The sequence below is a fragment of the Paradesertivirga mongoliensis genome (assembly GCF_024436395.1).
GTDB classification, from domain to species: Bacteria; Bacteroidota; Bacteroidia; order Sphingobacteriales; family Sphingobacteriaceae; genus Paradesertivirga; species Paradesertivirga mongoliensis.
In genome coordinates this window covers 634,000-656,224 of sequence record NZ_JAFMZO010000002.1, presented here as the reverse complement: position 1 = coordinate 656,224, position 22,225 = coordinate 634,000, and the positions used below count along the sequence as shown (strand labels likewise).

23 protein-coding genes are annotated in these 22,225 nt (G+C 44.8%); 13 read left to right on the top strand and 10 right to left on the bottom strand.

Annotated elements, in window-relative coordinates:
* Window positions 1-4 precede the first annotated feature (4 nt).
* Together J3P43_RS09055 and J3P43_RS09050 are read right to left on the bottom strand one after the other, a co-directional pair.
* A complete protein-coding gene (locus J3P43_RS09055; RefSeq protein WP_255901355.1) occupies window positions 5-229 on the bottom strand; it encodes a hypothetical protein in 225 nt (74 codons plus the stop codon).
* A 553-nt stretch (window positions 230-782) separates the two neighbouring features.
* Window positions 783-2,312, bottom strand: coding sequence for a pectate lyase family protein (locus tag J3P43_RS09050; RefSeq protein WP_255901353.1), 1,530 nt, complete (start codon window positions 2,310-2,312; stop codon window positions 783-785).
* A gap of 199 nt (window positions 2,313-2,511) precedes the next feature.
* Between J3P43_RS09050 and J3P43_RS09045 the strand changes: the two genes are divergently transcribed.
* The 3 genes from J3P43_RS09045 (at window position 2,512) to J3P43_RS09035 (ending at window position 4,646) form a co-directional block, all read left to right on the top strand.
* Window positions 2,512-3,762: a cation:proton antiporter gene (locus J3P43_RS09045; RefSeq protein WP_255901352.1), complete on the top strand. Its 1,251-nt coding sequence runs from the start codon at window positions 2,512-2,514 to the stop codon at window positions 3,760-3,762.
* A 192-nt stretch (window positions 3,763-3,954) separates the two neighbouring features.
* On the top strand, window positions 3,955-4,191 hold the full coding sequence (locus J3P43_RS09040; RefSeq protein ID WP_255901351.1) for a hypothetical protein: 237 nt from the start codon (window positions 3,955-3,957) through the stop codon (window positions 4,189-4,191).
* Window positions 4,188-4,646, top strand: coding sequence for a hypothetical protein (locus tag J3P43_RS09035; protein WP_255901350.1), 459 nt, complete (start codon window positions 4,188-4,190; stop codon window positions 4,644-4,646). Before J3P43_RS09040 ends, J3P43_RS09035 begins: the two co-directional genes overlap by 4 nt.
* A gap of 191 nt (window positions 4,647-4,837) precedes the next feature.
* Here the strand turns inward: J3P43_RS09035 and J3P43_RS09030 are convergent, their stop codons facing one another.
* The 3 genes from J3P43_RS09030 to J3P43_RS09020 all read right to left on the bottom strand — a co-directional run bounded on the left by J3P43_RS09030 (window position 4,838) and on the right by J3P43_RS09020 (window position 7,245).
* Window positions 4,838-5,236, bottom strand: coding sequence for a GreA/GreB family elongation factor (locus J3P43_RS09030; protein ID WP_255901348.1), 399 nt, complete (start codon window positions 5,234-5,236; stop codon window positions 4,838-4,840).
* Between the two features lie 246 nt (window positions 5,237-5,482).
* Window positions 5,483-5,626: a hypothetical protein gene (locus J3P43_RS09025; protein ID WP_255901347.1), complete on the bottom strand. Its 144-nt coding sequence runs from the start codon at window positions 5,624-5,626 to the stop codon at window positions 5,483-5,485.
* A 371-nt stretch (window positions 5,627-5,997) separates the two neighbouring features.
* Window positions 5,998-7,245 (bottom strand): glucuronyl esterase domain-containing protein, encoded by a 1,248-nt coding sequence (locus tag J3P43_RS09020; RefSeq protein WP_255901346.1) that lies wholly within the window; start codon window positions 7,243-7,245, stop codon window positions 5,998-6,000.
* A gap of 300 nt (window positions 7,246-7,545) precedes the next feature.
* Between J3P43_RS09020 and J3P43_RS09015 the strand changes: the two genes are divergently transcribed.
* Complete coding sequence (locus tag J3P43_RS09015) at window positions 7,546-8,514, top strand: methylenetetrahydrofolate reductase (protein WP_255901343.1); 969 nt, start codon at window positions 7,546-7,548, stop codon at window positions 8,512-8,514.
* A gap of 368 nt (window positions 8,515-8,882) precedes the next feature.
* Here J3P43_RS09015 and J3P43_RS09010 read toward each other — a convergent pair whose 3' ends face one another.
* Complete coding sequence (locus J3P43_RS09010; protein WP_255901342.1) at window positions 8,883-11,168, bottom strand: monovalent cation:proton antiporter family protein; 2,286 nt, start codon at window positions 11,166-11,168, stop codon at window positions 8,883-8,885.
* A gap of 311 nt (window positions 11,169-11,479) precedes the next feature.
* Here J3P43_RS09010 and J3P43_RS09005 point away from each other — a divergent pair, with 311 nt between their 5' ends.
* The 5 genes from J3P43_RS09005 to ygiD all read left to right on the top strand — a co-directional run bounded on the left by J3P43_RS09005 (window position 11,480) and on the right by ygiD (window position 14,884).
* A complete protein-coding gene (locus tag J3P43_RS09005; protein ID WP_255901341.1) occupies window positions 11,480-12,061 on the top strand; it encodes a Crp/Fnr family transcriptional regulator in 582 nt (193 codons plus the stop codon).
* Between the two features lie 119 nt (window positions 12,062-12,180).
* Window positions 12,181-12,843: an NADPH-dependent F420 reductase gene (locus tag J3P43_RS09000; protein ID WP_255901340.1), complete on the top strand. Its 663-nt coding sequence runs from the start codon at window positions 12,181-12,183 to the stop codon at window positions 12,841-12,843.
* A 54-nt stretch (window positions 12,844-12,897) separates the two neighbouring features.
* Complete coding sequence (locus tag J3P43_RS08995; RefSeq protein WP_255901338.1) at window positions 12,898-13,470, top strand: YceI family protein; 573 nt, start codon at window positions 12,898-12,900, stop codon at window positions 13,468-13,470.
* 44 nt (window positions 13,471-13,514) lie between these two features.
* Window positions 13,515-13,982, top strand: a complete 468-nt coding sequence (locus J3P43_RS08990) for a DoxX family protein (protein ID WP_255901337.1) — start codon at window positions 13,515-13,517, stop codon at window positions 13,980-13,982.
* Window positions 13,983-14,002: 20 nt separating this feature from the next.
* Window positions 14,003-14,884, top strand: coding sequence for a 4,5-DOPA-extradiol-dioxygenase (gene ygiD / locus J3P43_RS08985; protein ID WP_369414786.1), 882 nt, complete (start codon window positions 14,003-14,005; stop codon window positions 14,882-14,884).
* A 39-nt stretch (window positions 14,885-14,923) separates the two neighbouring features.
* Here the strand turns inward: ygiD and J3P43_RS08980 are convergent, their stop codons facing one another.
* Together J3P43_RS08980 and J3P43_RS08975 are read right to left on the bottom strand one after the other, a co-directional pair.
* Window positions 14,924-15,439, bottom strand: coding sequence for a YdeI/OmpD-associated family protein (locus J3P43_RS08980; protein ID WP_255901336.1), 516 nt, complete (start codon window positions 15,437-15,439; stop codon window positions 14,924-14,926).
* Between the two features lie 115 nt (window positions 15,440-15,554).
* Complete coding sequence (locus J3P43_RS08975) at window positions 15,555-15,911, bottom strand: hypothetical protein (protein WP_255901334.1); 357 nt, start codon at window positions 15,909-15,911, stop codon at window positions 15,555-15,557.
* 260 nt (window positions 15,912-16,171) lie between these two features.
* Between J3P43_RS08975 and J3P43_RS08970 the strand changes: the two genes are divergently transcribed.
* The 3 genes from J3P43_RS08970 to J3P43_RS08960 all read left to right on the top strand — a co-directional run bounded on the left by J3P43_RS08970 (window position 16,172) and on the right by J3P43_RS08960 (window position 18,570).
* Window positions 16,172-16,921 (top strand): hypothetical protein, encoded by a 750-nt coding sequence (locus tag J3P43_RS08970; protein ID WP_255901323.1) that lies wholly within the window; start codon window positions 16,172-16,174, stop codon window positions 16,919-16,921.
* Between the two features lie 139 nt (window positions 16,922-17,060).
* The gene (locus J3P43_RS08965) at window positions 17,061-17,630 is read left to right on the top strand and encodes a LemA family protein (protein WP_255901322.1); all 570 of its coding nucleotides are present in this window, start codon (window positions 17,061-17,063) and stop codon (window positions 17,628-17,630) included.
* Window positions 17,623-18,570, top strand: a complete 948-nt coding sequence (locus J3P43_RS08960) for a DUF3137 domain-containing protein (RefSeq protein WP_255901320.1) — start codon at window positions 17,623-17,625, stop codon at window positions 18,568-18,570. The genes J3P43_RS08965 and J3P43_RS08960 overlap by 8 nt, the downstream gene beginning before the upstream one ends.
* 122 nt (window positions 18,571-18,692) lie before the next feature.
* Here J3P43_RS08960 and J3P43_RS08955 read toward each other — a convergent pair whose 3' ends face one another.
* Window positions 18,693-19,544, bottom strand: a complete 852-nt coding sequence (locus J3P43_RS08955; RefSeq protein WP_255901319.1) for an SDR family oxidoreductase — start codon at window positions 19,542-19,544, stop codon at window positions 18,693-18,695.
* A gap of 335 nt (window positions 19,545-19,879) precedes the next feature.
* On the opposite strand from J3P43_RS08955, the gene J3P43_RS08950 reads away from it, so the two are divergent.
* Window positions 19,880-20,836, top strand: coding sequence for a glycoside hydrolase family 43 protein (locus J3P43_RS08950; RefSeq protein ID WP_255901318.1), 957 nt, complete (start codon window positions 19,880-19,882; stop codon window positions 20,834-20,836).
* 6 nt (window positions 20,837-20,842) lie between these two features.
* Here the strand turns inward: J3P43_RS08950 and J3P43_RS08945 are convergent, their stop codons facing one another.
* Window positions 20,843-22,201: a glycoside hydrolase family 28 protein gene (locus tag J3P43_RS08945; protein WP_255901315.1), complete on the bottom strand. Its 1,359-nt coding sequence runs from the start codon at window positions 22,199-22,201 to the stop codon at window positions 20,843-20,845.
* Window positions 22,202-22,225 lie beyond the last annotated feature (24 nt).

The following is a 22,225-nucleotide window of genomic DNA, read 5'->3' as shown; positions in this document are numbered from 1 at the left end:
TTGGTTACTTGTTATGGGTTTTGTGGCCTATGCAAACGGAAGCCACATAAATCCCGTCATATCGAACAGGCGTTGAGTCCAGATTGTGCGGTGAGATATCTCCGCGGTACGCAGACGATATTAGGTATCCCAATTCTCCATCCCGCAGAACTCCGGCCTCTTTTTCATATCGCGGAGACCTCTCCCTCTGGTCGAGGTGACGGGGTAGGGTGAAAGGTTTCGTTTTCATCGGTTCTGTGGCCTATGAAAAACCGAAGCCATATAATTCCCGTCATATCGAACAGGCGTTGAGTCCAGCTTGTGCGGTGAGATATCTCCGTGGTACGCAGACGATATTAGGTATCCTAATTCTCCATCCCGCAGAACTCTGGCCTCTTTTTCATATCGCGGAGACCTCTCCCTCTGGTCGAGGTGACGGGGTAGGGTGAAAGGTTTCGTTTTCATCGGTTCTGTGGCCTATGAAAAACCGAAGCCACATAATTCCCGTCATATCGAACAGGCGTTGAGTCCGGCTTGTGCGGTGAGATATCTCCGCGGTACGCAGACGATATTAGGTATCCCAATTCTCCATCCCGCAGAACTCTGGCCTCTTTTTCATATCGCGGAGACCTCTCCCTCTGCTCGAGGTGACGGGGGTAGGGTGAAAGGTTTCGTTTTCATCGGTTCTATACAATCTGTTGCTCAAACCAAAGCCCAACCTCTAAAAGAGATTGGGCTTTGGCCAGTTTTATCTATCAGGCCATCTCGCTAAGAGTTTGGGTCTCCGATATTATTCAACCTACTTAACTAATCGTATCCAGGTTATTTCCTAAATTCCTGTAGTTGACCTTCTCCTGAGGATTAGTGCCGTTAAGGAATTCCTCAACATTGGTATAAACATCGCCATCGGAGTCCATTGCGCCGTCTGCGGCATTTTTAGGATCAAGCTTGTTTTTGATTTCCCATGCATCGGGCATACCATCGCCGTCGGTATCAGCAGGTACCTGGGCAGGATTGAATGTCAGGTTTGGATAACCGCCAACTTCAGCTACATCTTTTATAATGCCAGTTGCAGTCATCGTTTTCCCGGTGCGTACCATTTCGGTAACCCGTTTGTCAACAGCATCACGTTTGGGTAAAGTAGCTCCCGCCTTTGCCAGTACCGACTCGAAAGCAGCGCTTGCTGTCTGGTGTGGTGCTACCGGCCATCCTACAAAGGGGGTATTTACACGTGCAAGATTCTCGGGGCCGCGCATACCAGCCCAATTGTTATTATTAAGCTGTTCGTTGCCATGCATAATGTTGCCGGCTACATACCATTTGCCGGGACGGTTTGCGGCTTTAGTGTACCAGTCGCCTTCTTTCCATGCGCTGCCGGGGGAGTACATACTTCGCTGCTCGATACGGGCGAATACGGCACGCATGTTTTCCTGGGTAGCAGGCCCTGGTTTGAAGTAGTTATTAATGAGATTGATCTCGGATGTCTCGTCGCCGCCGTCTATGGAGCGGTGGCGCCAGTTGAAGATCACGTTATTGCGGAAATCAAAGGGGCCAGACATCCCTATCGAGGGGTTTCTGGCTGTGTTGCTGGCAAATAGGTTATGATGGAAGGTAGAGGGATTTCCTCCCCAGGTGCCTCCAAATGCATGTCCTCTGGCATCGAGCGCTTCGCTGGTAATAGACCATTGAATCGTCACATGCTCTGCCGGATCCTTTATTTGTGTTTTCCCGTCTAATGATGGGCGCATGGTTCGGTACATCGACATATTTTCGTCCATGCCCCAACTCGTGGAACAATGATCGATGATGACGTGATGTTGCGGGTATCCGCCTATATTATCGTCTCCCTGCCCGCCGGTAGGAACACCACGACGCACGCGTAAGTGCCGTACGATGACATTATAGGTGTTGATATTAAGTGTACCGGCAATGCAGATACCATCGCCGGGAGCAGATTGTCCTGCAATGGTGATGTCGGGATGATTGATATTAAGATCATCGTTCACTTTTAGTGTGCCAGCCACACGAAAGACGACTATGCGTGGTCCCTGTGTTTCTAAGGCAGCACGCAGGCTACCCGGACCGCTGTCGTTGAGATTGGTAACGGCAATAACTTTGCCTCCGCGTCCGCCAGTGCTGAACATGCCGCCTCCCCATGCTCCCGGAAATGCAGGGATAACTGCTTCGGGTAATCGTGGTGGATGAGGTGGTATTTGCCCTGCTTCAGGCTGGCCTGCAGAAGAGCCATTATTTTGTGCATTTGCGTCGAGGGTTGGAACTAAAAAAGCAAGCAAAAGTATGCTGCAGACCGTGATTTGATAGGATCTTTTCATTTCTTAATAGAATATTATCATTAGTTTTTGAACTATAGGTAAAATATAATAAAGCCCTTGAAATATGTGTAATATTTATGTTTCACGAGGCTGATATGCTGTGTTATGGGGCTATCTGGACACCTTAATTTGCGCGAGACAGCCGGCTGTTGAAGGTGCAAATTGGGGCGTTGGTATGATGATTGTCAGGTAAAAGCCGATGGAATATTTTCTATTGCTTGCACTTATAGGGTTGGCAGCTTTTGGGATGGCATGGATGCCAGCCATATCAAGAATAACACGAATATCCTATTCTATTATTTATCTTGTTTTGGGGATACTGTCTTATCTGTTTATTCCGGATATATTACCGGTGCCGGATATGACCGAACACAGGGAAATAGCGGTACGGGTAACCGAGTTGGTGGTCATTGTTTCTTTAATGGGAACGGGAATCAAGATAGACAGGGCCTTCACATTCAAAAATTGGTCGACACCTTTGCGATTGATCGGCATTGCCATGATTGCATGTATTGCGGTTACAACTGCGATAGGCTATTCCTTACTTGGATTAGGGCTGGCATCTGCATTATTACTTGCTTCGGCCCTTGCGCCAACAGATCCGGTTCTTGCAGGGGACGTACAGGTGGGGCCGCCTAACGAGAAGATAAAATCTGAAACGAAATTTGCACTTACTGCAGAAGCGGGGTTGAATGACGGAATGGCCTTCCCCTTCATTTGGCTGGCTATTGTGGTAGCCGGCATCTTGCAGGGCAGCATGATTCATGGGGATCTGATGTCATGGCTTAGCTATCATGTAGTTTACAAACTGCTGGCAGGCGCTGCTATCGGATATGCCCTGGGGCGGCTGGCCGGATACCTTGTTTTTACCATGACCGAAAAGTATAAGAAGCTAAAAACGAGGGACGGATTTCTGGCCATATCGCTTACTCTAATAGTTTACGGGATTACCGAAATGGCGCAGGGGTACGGCTTTATAGCGGTATTTATCAGTTCAATAACGCTTCGGCATTTCGATAAAAAGCATGAGTATCATGACGATCTGCATTCCTTTGTGGACCAGACAGAGCGCTTATTGGTTGCTATGCTTCTGCTGCTCTTCGGCGGCGCCTTGGTCAACGGAATCCTGCAGCCCCTGACCTGGAAGATGGTTCTTTTCAGCGTGCTTTTTGTTCTGGTTGTAAGGCCTGCTACTGCTTACTTAAGTTTATACGGAAAAAAAATCCATATTAAAGAGAAACTGGCTATTAGTTTTTTTGGAATCCGGGGGGTGGGATCGGTATTTTATCTGGCCTTTGCATTTGGCGAATTTAATTTTGACGCTGAAAGTGAGCTGTGGGCCACGGTTGCTTTTAGTATCTTATTGTCTATTTTACTGCATGGATTTACTGCAAGTCCGATTATGCAACATCTGCGCAGGGAGATACCCGAAGAGAATATTCCGGGGTAAAAGGAGATTAGTTGCTGCAAGTATCGGGAAGAATACTAAGTATCGGACTTCAACTGGTTGCTTATTTTGATAAACCGGGGTGTTAACAAATGTTAGGGTTTATGGGACGCAGCTTAATCAAACGACTTTTTAATTACTGGAAGAGTATAAAGCTGCTGGTAGTAGAATAGCCACTACAAGCGGAGATTAGTTATGAATACACTTAAAGAACCTTTTGAAGTCGATATTAAGGTTGCCGAAGCCGAAACCAAGAGCGTAAAGATTTATCACGAAACAGAAACGTTCGACTTTAATTTAGAGGGACAAAAAATCTCTTTAATTAATAATGGCGATAATTCCTGGAGTGGGGTGTCTGGGAGCATCGGTCAAGAAGAGATAAACCTCATAGGTGCTGAAATTGAAAAGCACTACCAGAGCCTTGAACCATGAAGCTCAATTTTTGCTACGCTGCCGGCATATCACTCTTGTTAACCAAGATAAGTCTTCCTATCGCAAATATTACAGTGAGCAGAGTCAGTTTCGCGAAAGAATCGCGTTATTTATGCCTTAAGGTATTTGCAATGAAAAAAGTTTTCTCAATGTGTTTAGTTGCCATGTTTTTTTTGGCGGCCTGCGGGTCGAAATCTGAAGGAAATGCAACTGAAACCAGTAGTTCAGCCACCCGGGCTATAAATCCTCCGCACGGAATGCCGGGACATACCTGTGCAGTGCCGGATGGGGCGCCCTTGCCTGATGCAGCGGTTCAGCCCAATCTACAGACGAGTCCGGTACAAACTGGTGTGCAAAGTTTGCCCACCGAAATGAATAAAGCAGTAAGCATTAACCCTGCGCATGGACAGCCGGGGCACCGTTGTGATATTGCGGTCGGTGCGCCTCTGAATTAAAGAAAATTTGCTGTCGGGGTATTAGTCACGCAAAAGCCTGCCGGGTGATAAAGGTCCGGCAGGCTTTTTTTATAAATACTATTTCCAAAAATCAATAATAAATGGCTTCCGGTCAGGGCGAAAAAAGAGGTGTCTTTTATGTTCTGCTCAATCATAAAGGAGACACCTCTTGCGTATATTTACCAGGAGCCTTAAAGATCCGACACCTCTTCTATCCTTATAGTGGTAATTCCGTCAGGCATTTCCCAATCTAACTCGGCACCTTCCGAGTGTCCGATGGTGGCGATGCCTACCGGAGTAAGAATAGAGGTGGTATTGTTTTTACGTTTGGCATTGGTAGTTCCAACGAAATTATAAACCTGTTCTTCGCCGGTGCTGAGCAATTTTATGCGTACTTTCTTATTGACGGTAACTACATTGGGCGGTAAATCCCTCATCAATACCTGCTGTGCTGCCCGAAGCTCGAGTGTGAGTTTTTCTTCGTTGTATTTACTTAGCTTATGTGTTCGCAGATGATCCTTTAGCAAGTCGTAAAGGCCTGTAGTTAATATTATGGGCTTAATATCGTGAATGACTGAAGTTGTGTTCATAATGTTCTTGATCTTGTTATGTGATTTTTTACTTTACCGAATTTGTTCATTAATGTGGCCCCAGCGTATTCTTCGCTGAGGCAGAACCATATGTGTCTTTTTTATGTGGAAGGTTAATTTCCATACCGCGCGCCTTAAAGATTCGAGATTCCAAATAAATGCAGGAGGATACCGCTTAAGGTATACTGAAGCAAAACAGTGTAAGAAGAAAGATGATGTACCCCAAACCCCGGGACGGGGAGGGGCCTACTGTATGAAGTCTTTGCTGCTGTTAAGCAGTGAATCTTCTAAGCTAAACTTACGGGATGAAAAATGAGTGAGGCTCGCCGCTACGGCCAGTTCCTTAGAAAATTGACGCAAATCAATATTGTTCTGAAAAAGTAAAGCCATGATTCAAATATAGGCCATTCATCGTCGTAAAGAAAATTTACCGGCTAATATGACGCAGTTATGCTGAACCAGGTTATTGGCGGTATGTTGCAAACAATCCAAATCACTCGGGCCGGCATGCAAAGGCCGAAGCGGATGGATCTAAGGTTTCTGGCTCGATAGTCAGCTCTGCATCAGCCAAGCCGGGAGAACTAACTCGGTTTGATATCCCGCTCCCGCTGATGCTTTTTTTACAATTAGCAGGCGTGCGCCTTTTGAAATTATCATTTTGCTTTATTATTTAACAGAGGTCTTTCTGAGACTTAAAAGCGATTTTCATGTAGTGCACCGAAGCAATATTCAACTTAATACGACCATTCGGGATCGTGTCATCACTTCGGAAACACCGCTTTTCGCTTTCCCCACCATTTGTACCATCTCTCATAGTCCAGATCAGTATAAGGGTGAGTGGTAATATTGGTATTTGCGGTGGTGTTACCCAGAAGAAACTTCTCTATGAACGCCTCGATCGCCGGACGCTGGCTGTCGGGAATGGCACAGTGCCCATGCTTGCCGTCTATGTAAAAACCGAAGCGATCTCCGATCCCGAAGGTTTTGTAAACCTGGTGGGTTGCCCTGGCAGAAATATAGCAGGACGGGTTGGCCAGCCATTCAAAATCTGTGTTGCCAGTTACGAGTAATGCCCTTGGCGCTATCATTGCCATCAGCTCATGGTGATCATATGGTAGCCGGGACACATTATCTCCGGCAAAGCGAAACAGATCTTCTTTAAACCACTGATGGCTGGTGGAGCCGAGCTTTTCCACTTTTCCCAGCGTTTCCGAGACTCGCCATGCCGGAGCGCCGCCTCCGCCCGATTCCTGAGCAATGGTGAGTGCGATCCGCTCATCAAAGGCACCTGCAAAAAGCGCCATTTTACCTGCATAGGAACATCCCGTAACGGCCAGATGAGATAAATCAACAGGGAGGCTCGACTGCACAAGCTCCAATCCATCAATAATCCTGCTGACTCCCCATGCCCAGGCACTGTATTGTCCGGAGTTATCGATATTCTGTTCAGGATAAAGTCTGTAGAAGGGGTCGGTATTTTTAGGGTTGTTGTATTTTGTTACCTGGTCATGGTTGAAAACAATTCTGGCAATGTTCCTGCTGCTGAAGATATCAGACGGGATGCTGCCCGAAGCCCGGTTCATTCCTATGACTGCAGGAAAGGGGCCACTCCCGACTGGAAGCATCACCTGTGATTCTAATATGAGGCTTTGGCCGTTTACGGTAACGGTCACCTTTAGCGTGCCACTGCCTGCTAATTCAGCAGGTTGGTAGCTGGCTGTTATAGTATCGGGGCGGCCCGGCTTTACTCCAATTTCGTAGTTTTCAATCTCTCTTTTTATTTCATTGCGTCTGTGTTCCCAGTCCTTAAACCTGGTAGAACGCTGCCTGCCGTTTGATCTCATAAACGGATCGGTTAAAGGGGCAATTACCGGAAGCTGATCAAGTTTGGGCAGAGGAGGAGCTGCGAAATTTGCTCCGGTGTTTTCTGAACGGTAAACCAGCGGAATCTGTGCATTTGTGAAGGACAATATCAACAGAAAACTGCACAGCAAGTAGAGGCTTTTCATATAGAAATCCATTTGTGGGGTCAATAATTAGTTAAGGTAATTTTAACGTTCATTAAGATAAAAGCATGGGCCTAATTAATATTTTAAGAATAAAAATGTTCATGTATACCTTAGTTGGGTACAGACATTAGTACCAACCCAGATGGTGAAGAAGCAGACTTATCCGTTGTGTATCCACCTTAACTTACTGCTTGGTTATGTGATAGAGTAATCAATGAATGGAAAACACACCGGCCTCATAAAAATCTTTAATCAACCACTTTATATAATTTGCTATTTTAGCCTGACAAAATCAGAGGAATGTTTTTCACAAAGATTAAAAGAAGGGAGTCAGGAGTTTTACTTTACGGAATAACACCGCCCAAAATACAGACAACGCCTGAAAGAGTTACTGAAATTGCAGCGAAAACTGTGAATGACCTGTCTTCTTTAGATCTCGATGCGCTGATTGTTTATGATGTGCAAGACGAGTCGGCCAGAACCGATGTGGAAAGACCCTTTCCTTTTACCACGGCACTCGATCCATTCGAATATGCAAGCCAATACTTACAAGATCTTGCAATACCTAAAATAATCTATCGTCCTGCCGGAAAATATAGCAGCGAAGAGTTAAGTCAATGGCTTCAGAATTTAAAAACCCACCGGTTCTACCCGATTTTTGTGGGATTGCCGTCCCCCGATTATGTGGTGAAGACCAGTCTGGCTGAGGCTTATAAGATCTGGAATGAGCAACATGGCGAGCACTCGGTAATCGGAGCGATAACTATCCCGGAGCGCCATGCCGTTTTAAACGACGAGGATGTCAGGATCATGAGTAAGGTAGAATCGGGAGTGTCGTACTTTATATCACAATGCATCTTTAATGTAGGATATACTAAAAAAATGCTGGACGATCTGCTGCTGGCTTGCCAGGCTAAGAATCAGCAGTTACCTACTATTATATTTACGCTCACCATTTGCGGCTCGGTAAAAACTCTCCATTTTATGGAGTGGCTGGGTATTCATATTCCGGATGACATCAGAGAAGACCTTCAATTGAGCGAAGATCCGGTGCGGCATTCTGTGGAACTTGCTACGGCGATTGCCAAAGAGCTGATCCAATATTGCCGGGAAAGATCTATTCCTTTTGGATTTAATATTGAAAGCGTTGCCATCAGAAGGGTAGAGATAGACGCATCTCTTGAGTTGCTGACTGCCGTTTCTGAGTTGTTAAAGTCTGGCGGTTTACGTACTGAGGTAAAAGCGGCGGGGCAGACGTTGGTTGCCTGACTCTAAAAATTCAATAGATTCTTACCGGCAAAACATTGAGGTCGTATCATCTGTGTACGCAGGCAGTGTCTGTCAAGACGATGTTTGACGATGCGCTTTAGTTGTCGGGTGGCTCTTCACCAGGCTTGGAAATAAACGATTGTATGTAAGTCATCCGATGATAGGAGACGTGCAAAGTTTAACCAACACTATTTTTACGGAAATCCATAAGGCGTTCACTGTCACCTGCTGGCGGGAATTAAAGGGGGTGATTAGCAAAATAAACTCCTGATGTCCTGCACAGCCTCCAAGCTCCAGAGCGAACCTTGGGCACTCATCAGCTTACGCTGTTCTGCTGGCCGACAGCCACGCTACCTCAATACCCTCAATCAGGAATTATCTCTTGAAGCTTCGTTCAGTTTTTGAATTTTCCCTCGTTCACCTACTATCCAAACAATATCATTCCATTCAAAAACGGTAGTGGAGGTTGGATTGATGATTCGCTCGTTATTCCGCTCTATTCCTATGATCAGGCCATTTGCGCGTTCGCGGATACCTGATTGCTGGATGGTTAAGCCTTTTAGCTTATTGTGCTCATCTACCACAAGTTTTTGTACCACGATATCTTCGACAATCTGTTCGCTATTGTCGGTTTGTTCTCTGACATCGAATACCGGCTTGAAAGTTTGCATTTGGTCGTCTGATGCGATAATCCCAAGGTGATCAAACGGAAATAACCTGCTGGTTCTGCCTGGGGCGTATATTATTCTATCGCCCCGCTTTATGTAAGCGATGTTCACCCCGTATTTTTCGCGCCAGCCCAATTCTTCTAAAGTTTTACCCACATACCCGGCCAGGGGATTTACTTCCATATCTATCATGTGAGCATCCCAGGGTGAAAGTTCTTCCTGAGGTTTGAAATGTCTGCGTAATATATTGTCGGATGACGAGTTTTTTTCTTCTGCGGCGATTTCCCGCGCGTTAAGGTTTACTAAAAATCTGCCTTCCAGTCGCTGATAGAATATCTGAATACGCTTGGAAAACAGAACCAGTACTAATATAGTTACGGGCACAGCCACCAGGATAGCTACTGTTCCCGAAAATAACTGATCTACCCAGAAGGCAACAACCAGTACTCCCACAATATTCCTTGAAATTTCTAACACCAGCAAGGGCCCGTGGCTGTACTGCCTGTCAAGCCATAATTCTTTATAGCTCATATTATTCGGTCGTTTTGCCATAAGGGCCCAAAGAAATGGAGCTGCAATGATAAGCGAGACAACCAGTGTTACAATATTCAGGGTGATTTCGCCATCAAAATATTTTTCGAGCAGTGGCTGGAGGAACCTCAACGAGAGCAACATGAGGGCCAGCAAGATAATACCGTTGGTAACTACAATGCTCACATACGCTTTTAAAACCTTTTTCCAGTTACTTTCTGCCTGAATTTTTTGAGCGCTCGATGAATAATTATTTAGTTTAGACTCCCATTTATCAGGTAATATCCGAACAATAAAATTATAGAAAGCCGGTGAAAACTTGATCATGTAAGGGGTGGTAAATGTAGTGATGGCTGATACCCCAACGGCTACAGGAAATATAAAATCGCTGGTTACACCCAGCGAAAGGCCTAAAGCGGCAACGATGAAGGCGAATTCGCCTATCTGAGCCATACTCATCCCTACCTGAACGGATTGCTTAAGTGGCTGACCTGAAAGTAAGGCCCCGAGGGTGGTGCTGATACATTTACCGAATAGGGTTAGTAGTGTAACCCAGAGAATGGGCCAGCGATATTGCACCATGGCCGAGGGATCTATGAGCATCCCCACAGAAACAAAGAAAACGGCGCCAAAAAGATCTTTAACGGGCTTAATAAGATGCTCAACTTTTTCTGCCTTTGTTGTTTCGGCCAAAATGGAACCCATGATGAAAGCTCCGAGTTCGGCCGAAAAGCCAACCTGTGTAGCTACCACCACCATTCCCAAACAAAGTCCGATAGATAAGATCAGCAGCGTCTCCTCGTCGAGCAGGGTTCTTGCTCTTTTTAAGAATGTTGGCAGTAAAAAGATTCCGGCGATAAACCATAAGAGCAGAAAGAACAGCAGCTTGACTACCATAAAAAGCATTTCCGTTCCTTCAAATTGTTTGGTTACCGCAACGGTAGACAGCATAACCATGAGGAGGATGACTACGATGTCTTCGACTACCAAAACGCCAAATACTACCCGGGCATATTGCTTGGTCTTTATTCCGAGTTCATCAAAGGCTTTGATTATTATAGTGGTGGAAGAACTTGCCAGCATACCGCCCAGAAACAAGCTGTCCATTGTGCTCCAGCCCATTGCTTTTCCTGTAAAGTATCCGGCGATGGTTATAAAGATGATTTCGACGAATGCGGTTATAGATGCAGCGCCCCCCACCCTGATAAGCTTTTTAAAGCTGAATTCGAGCCCGAGGCTAAACAAGAGGAAGATAACTCCAATCTCTGCAAGTGTTTCTATATTGGCAGTGTCTGCAACGGTGGGAGTCAAAGAAAGATATGGGCCGACAATAAAACCGGCTATAATATAACCCAGCACTAAAGGTTGCTTTATTCTTTTAAACAGCAGCGTTGTAATTGCTGCTGCAATCAGAATCAATGCTAAATCTTCTATCAGTTTTGGTAAATGCCCCATCCGGTTATGAAAATTTTAAATATAGAATAAACAAATGTAATTTCTGAATCGAACTGCGATTGTAACTGGTTGCCGGCCTTTCAGCGTTTGATGTCACGATGGATCGTAAAGACAATTTTTATGCTATTTGCTTTTAAACTACAATGTATATGTGCCGGTTTTAATAAAGCCATAAAACATGGGGATTCTGATGGCAATTGTAAAAAAATGGCGATGATTAGTGCCCACCATCAGCTGGATTTATTACCGGAAGGGCCGGCCGCCTATATTTCTTTTTTAAATCCTACTTTTGTAATCATCAGCAGGCATATATGTACGAAGTATTCTTCCGGAAATTTAATGAAAAGGTTGCGCTCCTGCCCGAAGAAGAAGAGTTTTTGAAACAATATCTCACTCCAAAAAAGCTTCGCAAAAAGCAATACCTGCTTCAGGATGATGATGTATGCAAATACAGTTGTTTTGTAGAACAAGGCGCGTTAAGAGCATACCTTGTTGATGAAAAAGGCGATGAACATATTACCGCCTTTGCGCTCGAAGGCTGGACGATTGCCGACTTGTCGAGCTTTATCAGACAAGAGCCAGCTACTCTTAATATCGACGCCCTTGAAGATTGTGAACTGGTACTCATCAGCAAATCTGCCCACGACGAATTAATGCTAAGCATGCCTAAGTACGAAACGTATTTCCGCATTCTGATAACCGACGCTTATCTGGCCCTGCAACAGCGTACTACTAATATCATCAGCCTTTCTTCCGAACAACGATATAAGGTGTTTACACAAATGTATCAGAGCATTTTTCAGCGTGTACCTCAGCATATGATCGCTTCCTTCATGGGCTTGTCGCCCGAAACTCTAAGCCGGATAAGAGGCCGCATCAGCAAAAAAAAATAACGGTCGTTGACAAAAGTCAATGCTTTGGCTTGCCTTAAGTCAAGAGTATTTCTTGCCTATTCTCAACGGAGCGGGGCCTCGCTCATCCCTAAATTTGTGTTATCAAAACAAATAAGAAAATGAGCACAAAGAAAACAATAGCAATTATAGGAGCTTCCGGAAATATGGGCTCTGCCATCTCAAAGAGTCTTTCAAAAGGGAATTACAGATTACTTCTATGTTCAGACGGGCAGGGGAAGGTTGAGGCAGTGATTGCGGATATAAAAAACAGCAATCCCGCCGCTGACGTTGAGTCGGCCGAATGCTCTGCACAAGCTTCCTGGGAGGCAGATATTATCATCTCGGCCGTTCCTTACGCTGCCGAGAAGGAAGTCGCAGCGAAAATTAAAGAAGTAGCTAATCAAAAGATTGTGATCAGTATCGCTAATCCGCTAAACGAGACCTATAATGGTTTGGTAACCGCAGCCGATACCAGTGCAGCCGAAGAGCTACAGAGGTTGCTGCCTAATTCTAAAGTGATTAAGGCTTTTAATACCACATTCGCAGCTGATTTTGCCACGCCGGTGATTGACGGGAAACAGGTGGATGCATTTATCGCCGGTGATGATGAGGAAGCTTTGCAAACAGTATCTGAGGTGGTATCTGTTGCCGGATTTAGTCCGATTGTAGCAGGAGATCTGTCTGTAAGCAGGACATTAGAAAATATGCAGCTTCTGCTGATACAGCTTGGCATGAAATACAACTACAACTGGCTGGCGGGCTGGAAAATTTTACATAATTAATTAATAAACAGTAACGAGTAATCAATTAATCAAACAACAAGAAATTAAATAATCATGAAAAAAATATCAATCATTTTATCGGCATTCGTGCTTCTGTCTTCATTTACAGTTTTAAATACCGTTTGGACTAACGATGATCCGCATTCGCAATTGGGCTTCACAGTAACTCACCTTGGTGTGGCAGATGTGCCGGGTACATTTAACGATTTTGATGCAAAAGTGACATCGTCAAAACCCGATTTCAGCGATGGTGTATTCGAATTAACCGCGAAAGTAGGGTCGATAGATACCAGGGTAGAAGCAAGAGATAATCACCTTAAAAGTGCTGATTTCTTTGATGCGGCCAAATATCCTGAACTGAATTTTAAGAGCACCTCCTTAAAAAAAGCAGGTAAGAATAAATACAAATTAACCGGTAATCTTTCACTTCATGGCGTCACCAGGCCTGTTACATTAAACCTGGAGTACAGAGGCAGTGTAGAAAATCCTATGAGCAAAAAGCAAACTGCAGGTTTCAAAGTAACCGGAACGATCAAACGTTCTGATTTCAATCTCGGCAGTGGCTTCCCGGAACCGATGATCAGCGATGAAGTACGCATTGAAGCCGATGGCGAGTTTGTAAAATAGCCCGTCAAAAAAACTCAATTAGTTAAGAAGTAAAGAACAGAGAGATGAAAAGAATATTCAACGTTGCGCAGGCCCCAAATTCAACAGATATCGCGCTTTTAATAGCCAGAGCCGGCATCGCAGCTTTAATGCTCACGCATGGTGTTCCAAAATTATTAATGCTTTTTTCGGGAGGACCGGTACAGTTTCCGGCAGTTTTTGGTATGAGTGCCGGGCTTTCTCTAGCGCTTACTGTATTTGCGGAAGTTTTGTGTTCAATATTTCTGTTGATAGGTTTTGCTACCAGGCTGGCGGTGATCCCTCTGGCAATTACCATGTTGGTAGCCGTGTTCATCATTCATGCAAGCGATCCGCTGTTGGTTAAAGAATCAGGCTTACATTACTTACTGGTTTATGTAGCATTGTTTCTGGCCGGCAGTGGTAAATACTCCGTCGACTATTTATTACAAGTAAAAAGATCAGCGATAAGCTATTCCGGTCGCGAAGCAGAAAGTTCAGAATTAGCTGTTTAGCAAGAAACTATCCGATTGGAATGGAGAGGAAGCAATTCATTAAAGCATTATTAACCGGAGCAACAGGTATGGCAACTTTATCAGCATTCAAAAATTTTACAAGTGGTTTAAGCGAACAGGAGCAGGTGATGCCGGCCCTGTTCATTGGCCATGGTTCACCAATGAATGGTATTGAAGATACTGAGTTTAGTCGGCGGTGGACAAGTATGGCAAGGGAAATACCTACGCCCAAAGCGGTGTTGGTAGTATCTGCACATTGGTTTACGAAGGGCACCAGAATTACCGCGATGGATTTTCCAAAAACGATACATGACTTTGGAGGCTTCCCTAAGGAACTCTTCGCGGTACAATACCCGGCGCCAGGCTATCCCGAACTGGCAAAAGAGACTGCCGGTTTATTGCGTTCGGCGCAGGTAGAGTTAGACCACGATTGGGGCCTTGATCATGGTACTTGGACAATCATAAAGCATATGTATCCCCAGGCAAATATTCCGGTGTTGCAGTTGAGCATCGATTATACTAAGGGGCCGCAATACCATTATGAACTAGCTCAGCAATTATTTTCTCTAAGAAAGAAGGGTGTTTTAATTGTAGGCAGCGGTAATATGGTACATAATCTTCGCATGGTGGCATGGGATAAGTTGAACGAATCTGAATACGGCTATGACTGGGCTAATCAAATGAATAGCCGCTTCAAGCAATTGATCGCTGAAGGCGACTTTAAACCGCTTATCAATTACGAAAGCTTAGGTAAAGAGGCAATGCTGGCAATTCCAACCCCAGAGCATTATCTGCCCCTCTTGTACACGCTGGGGTTGAAAGGAGAAAAGGACAATGCATCCTTCTTTAACGATAAAGCGGTGGCGGGCTCGCTTACTATGACCTCGGTTAAGTTTAGCTAATGCTGGCCTTGTTAGCCCGAATTGTTCCTGAGATGAAAATTATGGCCGGTCTCTGCCTACAAACCGGCCATTTCCTAATAAAAATTGAATTGCCCTGTTGATATTCCTGTCAATACTCTCCTCCGTTTTCAAATTGGAAATATACCGTACAATTTCATTCTGCATAGATGGAGCCAATTTGTCGAACACTGCCTTAGCGATTGGGTTTTCATCGAGGGCGGCTACGAGCTTTGGATGAGGAGCTATGGCTCTGTCGGAGGGGTCGAGCTCTATGCTGAGGTTTATGGTCTCGCCAATTCTTTTTGGCGAGTTTTTAAGCATAGTAGTATTGATGTACAGCCGCCAATCGCCACTATATTTCACTAAGGTCTGTTTATAAGGCGAGTTATTTATTGTGCCACGAACGGGAATTTTGCCTTTGTCTTTCCCCGCCTGTTTGAAAAGGTCGGTTAAGATGGATTCGGGCACAAAAACAAAAGGATTTATTCCGATAATATCGATTTCGGCCTTGAATTTATGCATGGGCGATGTTGCGCTGTTATCTTGATTCTTCATGCTGTAGCTAAGTTCGTAACACCAGCTGCTTAAATAGTGAGTCTTTTTTACCGTATGTTGAAAATGTAAAAGTCGCGGCCACTGTTCAACACTAAAAAAGCCCTCTAGGGCTTTTCTATTTTTCGCTCACGCGCTTAAACGTGTTTTTTCGCTCATTTCCCTGGAAAGTGCTTTTAATAACTATCGAATCGCCGTATAACTTTCCATTCTGCTCCATAACGCTGTTTCCAAACTGCAGCTTGAATGTGAAGTCTTCACCTTTGATCTTTCCATCGTGTAAAGGTATTTCACCGTAGGACGAAGTAACACTGCCCGTCAATGCCTCGCCCTCTGCCTTAAGTTTATAAGTAAGTTCAAGATCATCGCCATTAGGCAATTTAACAATGCCTTTCCAGATTCCCGTCAAATCGGCCGCGAAGCAGCTCAGCGCAAAAACGAATAGCAATGCCACAGAGATAATTGTCTTTTTCATAATTTATTTTTTGGTTGTTTAAAGTAATTAAATCGGAAGCCCATTTAGGGCAGTTTATAATTGGCTCATTGTATAAAAAGCCTGAGTCAAGATATATATAATTTTTATCAGATGAAATATCCTTTTTCAGGCTCATGCAAACATGATTGTTGGTATGGGGAGCTGAAGCCTGAGTGTGAAAAGATTCGATCCTGTTCTACATCCAACATCATATCAACAATCGAAAAAAAATTATATGTTTGAGAACCTAAACCCAACACATGAAATCACACTTACTTTCGCTGCTGCTGCTTGCCGGCTCTCAGTTTGTTTTTGCTCAGGTTGATGAGCGAAAAAGCTTTGTTTATTTGTATTCCGATTCGGTTGTTTACGGCAATGTAGTCGAGCTGAAAAAGCCGATGTTCGGTGCATCACATCTAAGGGTAGATTCGCTCAAGATACCGGCAGACCAGGTGAAGTTTTTTCAAGCAGAGAGAGGCTTCTTCGCCAATACGAAAGAGTTTTCCTTTACAGGAACCTCTCAGTTCAGCGAGCGGATCAGTGCAGGTAAGCTTAATCTTTACGAAAAAGAGACGCGGAGTGTTTCCTATTCGGCGAGAATGTATGGGGGAATGGGCACCAGTACCGTTACCATCAAGAATTACTACAATATGGGCTACGGCCCCTTAAAGAAAGCCACCTACGCAAACCTGAGTGCCGATCTTCAGTCGAATGCCGAAAGCATGCTTCATCTTGATAAGTATAAGTCGACGACCCGAACGCAGACCGTTCTTTACGGAGTGGGAGGGGGCGCTCTGCTGGGTGGAATAATAGCTCTGGTAAGTAACATGCAATCAGAATCGCCGTCGCCTTCCGGAACTCCGCAAGGAGATGTGAGGAAGAACTCCAAAGCCATAGCTCCCGCTGTAGCGATGCTGGGAGTTGGTGCCGGGTGTTTCTGGGCTTCATACTTTGTTTCTCTGTCGAAGCCTAAACGTCTAAAGCGGGCGGTCGACGCGTACAATTATTAGACTCCGCTCTGGCTTGCTGATTTGGATAACAACGACGAAACTATCGATTTTTGCTGCTATTCGATTGCTCGTGGTGATCCCTGATTGCAATCCCTTTTTAATTCTTTATTTTTATATTTAGCATCTAAACCCGGAAATCATGATGATCCCTTTTTTAATTGTGCTTGGCGTTCTTGTTCTGTTTGGCATCCTTCTTTACAACCGTCTTATCACTAAAAAGAACCAGGTAACCAATGCATTCTCGACTATTGACGTTATGCTTAAAAAGCGTTTTGACCTTTTGCCTAACCTCGTTGAGCTGGTTAAACAATATATGCAGCACGAAAGCAGTTTGCTTAATTCACTTACCCATCTGCGTACACAGGCATACTCTCAGGATCTTCCAGCGGAAAAGAAAATAGCCCTCGATGCCGACCTTACATCGGGTATGCGATCTGTGATGCTTAACGCGGAGAATTATCCTGACCTGAAAGCAAATACTAATTTTTTAAACCTTCAAACTGCCTGGACAGAGAGCGAGGAGCAAATTGCCGCCGCACGCAGAAATTACAATGCCTCTGTTACTGACTATAACGATGCGATAATGACCTTTCCTGGCAATATTATGGCAGGTATGATGAATTATAAGGAAGAATCGGTAATCAGTATTCCTGAAGAAGAGCGCAGAAATATCAGTGCCAGCGATCTTTTCAATCGCACAAATGCCTGAACAAGATTCACAGGCAGCGCTTCTGGAGCTTGAAGAACAGCGCCTGGCTATAAAAACGACTAAGCTCAGAAGCTTTTATTTTATGGCGGCTGGTGTATTGCTTGCAGCGGCGGGACTGATATTCGAATATCAATTGCCTGGAATAATTGGGGGCGCCCTGTTTCTAACAACAGGATTTGTGTTTTTCTATAAAGGGAGCAGTACACAAGGGGATTATGTGCATGATTTTAAGCAAAAGGTAATCCGCGCGGCGCTGCTCGATATTAACCCAAGTTTGCGCATTGAACCAGAACGTGGGTTATCCATCGGAGAGACCATACGGTCGGGGCTTTTTAGTACCATTCCGGATAGAGTTAGCAGTGAGGACCAGATCACCGGGCGTCTGGGAAAGACGGTGTTTTGTTTTTCGGAGGTGCATGCGGAATATAAGACCACTACCCGAACTAAGAACGGTACTAAGGAGACCTGGCACGACATCTTTAGAGGGATTGTTTTTGTAGCTGATTTTAATAAGAATTTTGAGGGTGTCACGGTGATAAGACCTAAAGATGCAGGAGCGGCCATTTCTGCGTGGTTTGCGAAGAATGTGCCGGTGTTGTCGTCAAGTAGCCACCAGCTTGTGCAGCTCGAAAATCCCGATTTCTGCAAGGAGTTCGTTACTTATTCCAGCGATCAGGTAGAGGCCCGGTATATTTTAACTCCTCTGATGATGGAGCGCCTCTGTGAACTTAATTCGAGATCAGAATATACCATAGCTGCGAGTTTTATCGATCATTTTATGTTTCTGGCTTTTCCTTTTGATACCAACTATTTTGAGCCGCCTGTATTTAAAACACTACTCGACCCAAATCTTCTTCATGATGATATTGAGGTGGTGAGCTTCATGTTGAGTATTGTTGAGACTCTGGATTTGAATACGCGGATTTGGGGTAAGAAATAGTGCTTAGGGACAGGTAGGCGTAAACATTCACCCTGCCACCCCAAATGCCCCCAAGACCGACTTCGGGCAAAGAGAACCCCGGCATAATTCGTCGGGTTAAAATCCAAATATGTTCGGTCGGTCTACCCAGTCTTAAGAGCCTCCGCCACGACTGTGGAAAGCCGAGTTGTTGGGCGGCCGATAAGTGAGGATAGCTGATGCCCATCGTCATACAAATCATTTTTCGATGCAGCGACATCCCAGCCTGCAATTGCCTGGGCCAGGCCTTCGGGCAACCCGAAGCTGCTCAGGGCAGCGGCATAATCCTTTTCGGGCAAATTTTTGTAAGGAATGTTTTTTCCGGTCTGCTTTGACACTTCTGCTGCTAAATCACTAAGCGTATAGGCTTCATCACCGGCCAGTTCATAAGTTCTGCCTTGCTGTCCCGCGCTTGTCAATACCGCGACTGCAGCTTCTGCATAGTCGTCCCGCGTAGCGGAAGCAATCTTTCCATCGCCTGCGCTACCCAAAAAGGCGCCGCCGGCAAGAGCGCCGGCAATAGATCCTGTATAGTTTTCGGTGTACCAGCTGTTGCGCAGAAGAGTGAAGGGAATTCCTGCCTCGCTTAACGCTTTCTCGGTTGCAAGGTGTTCTGCTGCCAGGCTAAGCGATGAATTATCAGCATGAAGAAGGCTGGTATAAACAATCCATTTTACACCGGTTTGTTGCGCTGCCTGTATGACGTTTTTGTGTTGGGCGGCGCGCTTGCCAACTTCACTCGACGAAATAAGAAGCAGTGTGTCGATCCCTGCCAGGGCAGGTTGGAGCGTTTCTGGATTATCGTAATCGGCCTCGCGTACTTCAACCCCAAGGCCTGCAGCCTTCTCCTGCGATCTGGCAAGCGCCACAATGTTTTCTGGCGACACTTTCCCTTTAAGTTTGTCGACCACGAGACGACCAAGTTGCCCAGTGGATCCGGTAATGGCAATTTTCATTTTATTCTGGCTTTTAATGTATTTAAAACCTTTGTTTAGCGCAGCATCTTTATCTATGGAATAGCCGCAATAGAGAGAATGTTTTCCTGAATGACATGTTCGTCTGCTTAACGAGATGGTGAAACAAATGCAAGGAAATTCACGCTAATGCATTTCATGTTTTCGTTTTTTTAAATATAAGTGTATTTTTCACTTCAGCATAACCTTGCAGGGAGATGAAGAACTCTGCTTAATTAAAACAGCTAAACCAAATGAACGGTATCAGATTTTTAAAGCTTTCACTAGTATTTGCGATCAGTATATGTGCACTTGCATGCAGCGTGCAAAAAAACAAAATGATCCAATTCGATAATCCGCTGGCATTGCAAAGAGCAGATCCGTTTGTAACAAAAGCTGCTGATGGTACTTACTATTTTATCGCCACGGCACCAGAGTATGATCGCATCGAAATTCGTAGTTCGAAAACCATTAATGGCATTAAAGAAGCTCAGCCCGTGGTGATATGGCGGAAGCATCAGAAAGGAGCCATGGGTAACCACATTTGGGCTCCGGAGCTGCATCGTATAGATGGGAAATGGTATATATATTTTGCGGCAGGTTCGGCAGAGGATAAATGGAAAATAAGGAAATACGCCTTATCGAATCCCTCAGCAGATCCCACAACCGGTGAATGGAAAGAGGAGGGTGAGATTCTAAGTAAACCCAATCAATTCACACTCGATGCCACTGTTTTTGAGCATAAGGGCCAGCGTTATATGGTATGGGTTGACAGAGGCAACGATAAGTTAGTGAATACGAGCCTGTATATTGCAAAAATGACCAGTCCTACCACGCTTGACGCTAAACAGGTAATTATTTCGCGACCGGAATATTCATGGGAAATAAAAGGCCACAGAGTAAACGAAGGCCCCGCCGTACTTATTCGCAACGGCAAGGTGTTCATGAGCTTTTCGGCCAGCGCTACAGACGCTAATTATGCTATTGGTTTACTTTGGGCTGAGGATGATGCAGATCTTCTTGATCCGGCATCCTGGCATAAGCTACCCGAGCCTGTGTTTTTCAGCAATGAAGCGTTTAATCGCTTTGGTCCGGGGCATAACAGTTTTACCGTGGCCGAAGATGGCAAAACAGATGTAATGATCTACCATGCCCGCGACTATAAAGATATCAAAGGCGAGCCCTTATATGATCCGAACCGTCATACCAGGGCAAGGGTATTGAGATGGACTAAAAATGGTATGCCCGATTTCGGTCAGGATTTAGACGACAACGGCGTTGCGCTGAAGAAGTAATTGCATTTACTTCGCATGCGAAGGCACCTTAACTTCCTGTCCGATAATCACGTTATTAAACACAATATTTTCGGCATTGCTCAGGCTTAATCCTGTTGCAGCCGAGTCGATTTTGACGTTTGAGAAATGAATATCTCTAACTTTCTTTGAAGGGTAGCCCTGGATTACCACTCCGGCATTTGTTGCTTTACGGCATGTTACATTGTCTACGAAAACATTCCGTATGTCGGTTTCAAATCCTTTCCCTTCGCCATGATAATAAGAAGTAATAAAAAAGCAGTCTTCTACATCAGCAAAACTTACGTTGTTTACATAGATATCGCGGATAAAGCCGCCGCGATCGGGATTTGATTTTAAGTAGATCCCGCGTTTGGTGTATCCCGAGGCAGTACAGTTTTCTACAAACACATTCTGCACTCCGGCGGACATCTCACTGCCTATAACTACCCCGTGTAAACCTTTAAATCGGCAGTTGCGGATAATGATATTTTCGGACGTAATGCCCGTTCTCCGGCCTTCATGATCGCGCCCTGCTTTAATGGCAACGTTATCATCGCCATTATTGAAATCTACATCTTCTATCAACACGTTTTTTGAATATTCCGGGTCGAAGCCATCGTTATTTCTGTTAAATGCATCGAACTTCACTTTCCGGGCAGTAATGTTTTCCGACTTGAGAAAATGAACACACCAAAAAGGCGAGTTTTTTATGGTAACTCCTTCGATCAAGATATTCTTGCACTCGAAGAACTGAATAAGCTGCGGCCGGAGAAAATGTCCTTTACCAAACATCCGCTCTTTTAGGGGTGTATTTTCATGATTCATTTTCCGGCTCAATAGCTGGCTCTCTTTTTGGTTTTCGGCCCATTTGCTAAAAGAATCGCGGGAGTTCCCATCGATTACCCCTTCGCCGATAATGGCAACATCTTCCAGCTGGTATCCATAAATAAACGGACTGTAATTGTATAGAAAGGTGCCTTCCCAGCTGGTAAGCACTGCTGGCAGGTAATCCTCCGGGTTTGATCCGAAAACCAGTTTAGCTCCTTTTTGCAACTCGATACACAGATTATTCGTCAAATGGATCGGTCCGTTAACAATATATGTTCCCGGCGGGACGATAATCTTTCCTCCTTTTTGCTCCCTGCAAGCCTCGATAGCTTTGTCGAATGCCGGTTTAGCATCAGTCAGCGAATCGCCAACCGCACCAAATTTGGTAAGCAGCATGGTATTCTCAGAGATTTTGGGAGGAACAATATTCTTTAGAATCTGGTCTCGTTTTTCCGTCCGGGATAGTTGTTTTTCAGGAGAACGATCGCAGGAAACACCGTAAACGCAAATAAAAAGGAGATATAGATATCTTTTCATATTGGCCAAATTGTATAAAATGCT